We start from the raw sequence: 2,511 nt of genomic DNA on the forward strand, positions 1-2,511 counted from the left end.
CGGCGGCTGCGCCGGCACCCGCGCCCGCGTCCGCGGCGAAAGCCCCCGCGCCCGAGCTGCGCGAAGCGAGCCCGCAGGCCGCCCTGCAACTGCTCGGCCTGCTGCAGCGCGATGCGCGCTTCATCGATTTCGTCGAGGAAGACATCGCCGGCTACTCGGACGCCGACATCGGCGCGGCTGCACGCCTCGTGCACGACGGCTGCCGCGCTGCGCTGCGCGAACATTTCACGATCGTGCCGGTGCGCGACGAGGCGGAAGGCAGCCGCGTGACGCTGCCGGCCGGCTTCGATGCGACGGCCGTGCGCGTGACCGGCAACGTCGTCGGGTCGGCGCCGTTTACGGGCACCGTCAGCCATCGCGGCTGGCGCGTCGCGGACGTGCGTCTGCCGAAGCTGACGGGCAGCCACGACGCGTCGGTGATTGCGCCGGCGGAGGTGGAACTGTGAGCGATCCGCGCTATTCGATCGGTATCGATCTCGGTACCACGCACTGTGCGCTGTCGTATGTCGACAGCGCGGCCAGCGACGGCGAAAAAATCGCACAGCACGTGCTGCCGATCACGCAGCTCACGGCGCCCGGCGCGCTCGAGTCGCGCGACCTGCTGCCGTCGTTTCTCTATCTGCCGCATCCGAGCGAACTCACGCAGGGCGACCTGACGCTGCCGTGGACCGCGTCGCGCGACTTCGCGGTCGGCGAGATGGCGCGCAGCCGCGGCGCCGGCACGCCGATCCGGCTCGTGTCGAGCGCGAAGAGCTGGCTGTGCCATCCCGGCGTCGATCGCCGCGCGGCGATCCTGCCGAGCGATGCGCCGCCCGAGGTCACGCGCGTGTCGCCGCTCGAAAGCTCGATCCGCTATCTGACGCATCTGCGCGAAGCGTGGGATCACGCGCATCCCGACGCGCCGTTCGTCGAGCAGGACGTCACCGTCACGATCCCCGCCTCGTTCGACCCGGCGGCGCGCGAACTGACGGCCGAGGCCGCGCGCGCGGCCGGCTATACGCGGATGACGCTGCTCGAGGAGCCGCAGGCTGCGCTCTACAGCTGGATCCAGAAGAGCGAAGGCGGCTGGCGCAAGCAGGTGAAGGTCGGCGATCTGATTCTCTGCGTCGACGTCGGCGGCGGCACGACCGACCTGTCGCTGATCGCGGTCGTCGAGCGCGACGGCAATCTCGAACTGCATCGCGTCGCGGTCGGCGAACACATCCTGCTCGGCGGCGACAACATGGATCTCGCGCTGGCGCACGTCGTCGCGCGCAAGCTCGCGCAGCAGGGCACGCAGGCCGATCCGTGGCAACTGCGCGCGCTCACGTACGCGTGCCGCAGCGCGAAGGAAACGCTGTTGTCCGACCCGACGACCGACGCGGTGCCGCTCGTCGTGCCGAGCCGCGGCTCGAAGCTGATCGGCGGCTCGATCCGCACCGAGCTAACGCGCGCGGAACTGACGCAGACGATACTCGAAGGCTTCTTCCCGCAGGTCGACGCGGCCGCGCGCCCGATGACGCGCGCGCGCGTCGGCCTGACGCAGCTCGGCCTGCCGTATGCGCAGGACGCGGGCATCACGCGCCATCTCGCGGCGTTCCTCGGCCGGCAGGTCGCGGCGCTCGACGCGCTCGAAGGCGTGCAGCATACGCTGCCGGCCGGCGCGACGTTCCTGCATCCGACCGCCGTGCTGTTCAACGGCGGCGTATTCAAGTCGTCGCTGCTGACGCAACGCGTGCTCGACACGCTCAACGGCTGGCTCGCCGCCGAAGGCGCGCCGCCCGCCCGGCTGCTCGAAGGCGCGGATCTCGATCTCGCCGTCGCGCGCGGCGCCGCGTACTACGGCTACGTGAAGCGCGGCCGCGGCGTGCGCATTCGCGGCGGTACGGCGCGTGCGTACTACGTCGCGATCGAATCGGCGATGCCGGCCGTGCCGGGGCTCGAACCGCCGGTGCAGGCGCTCTGCGTCGCGCCGTTCGGGATGGAGGAAGGCACGAGCGCCGCGCTGCCGCCGCAGGAATTCGGCCTCGTCGTCGGCGAGCCCGTGCATTTCCGCTTCTTCGGCTCGTCGGTGCGTCGTCAGGACGAAGTCGGCACGCTGCTCGATTTCTGGTCGCCCGACGAACTGCAGGAACTCGAGGAAATTCAGGCGACGCTGCCGGCCGAAGGACGCACCGTCGGCGAGATCGTGCCGGTCAGGCTGCATGCGCGCGTGACCGAGGCCGGTACGCTCGAGCTCGAAGCGATCCCGAGCGGCACCGACGAGCGCTGGAAGGTCGAGTTCGACGTGCGCGGCACAGCTTGAGCGTAATGAAGCGCTATACGGTCGGCATCGACCTCGGCACCAGCAATACGGTCGTCGCCTACGTCGAGCCCGGCTCGGACGCGATTCGCGTGTTCGACGTCGAGCAGCTCGTCGGCGCCGGTGCGGTCGCCGCGCAGCCGCTGCTGCCGTCGGTGCGCTATCACCCGGCGCCCGGCGAACTGGCGGCGGACGCGTTGCGGCTGCCGTGGCAGGCCGCCGGCGCGCCC

At 71.1% G+C, this 2,511-nt stretch carries 3 protein-coding genes; all 3 read left to right on the plus strand.

Features of this window, described 5'->3' with window-relative positions:
* On the plus strand, positions 1 to 446 hold a 446-nt coding region (locus tag HMPREF3115_RS03750; protein WP_070553464.1), incomplete at its 5' end, for a DUF2760 domain-containing protein.
* Positions 443 to 2,284 carry an Hsp70 family protein gene (locus tag HMPREF3115_RS03755; protein WP_006397832.1) on the plus strand — a complete coding sequence of 614 codons (1,842 nt, stop codon included), beginning with the start codon at positions 443 to 445 and terminating at the stop codon, positions 2,282 to 2,284. The genes HMPREF3115_RS03750 and HMPREF3115_RS03755, both read left to right, overlap by 4 nt.
* Positions 2,285 to 2,289: 5 nt before the next feature.
* On the plus strand, positions 2,290 to 2,511 hold a 222-nt coding region (locus HMPREF3115_RS03760; protein ID WP_141751628.1), incomplete at its 3' end, for a hypothetical protein.

The sequence above is a fragment of the Burkholderia sp. HMSC10F09 genome, assembly GCF_001806955.1.
Taxonomy (GTDB): domain Bacteria; phylum Pseudomonadota; class Gammaproteobacteria; order Burkholderiales; family Burkholderiaceae; genus Burkholderia; species Burkholderia multivorans.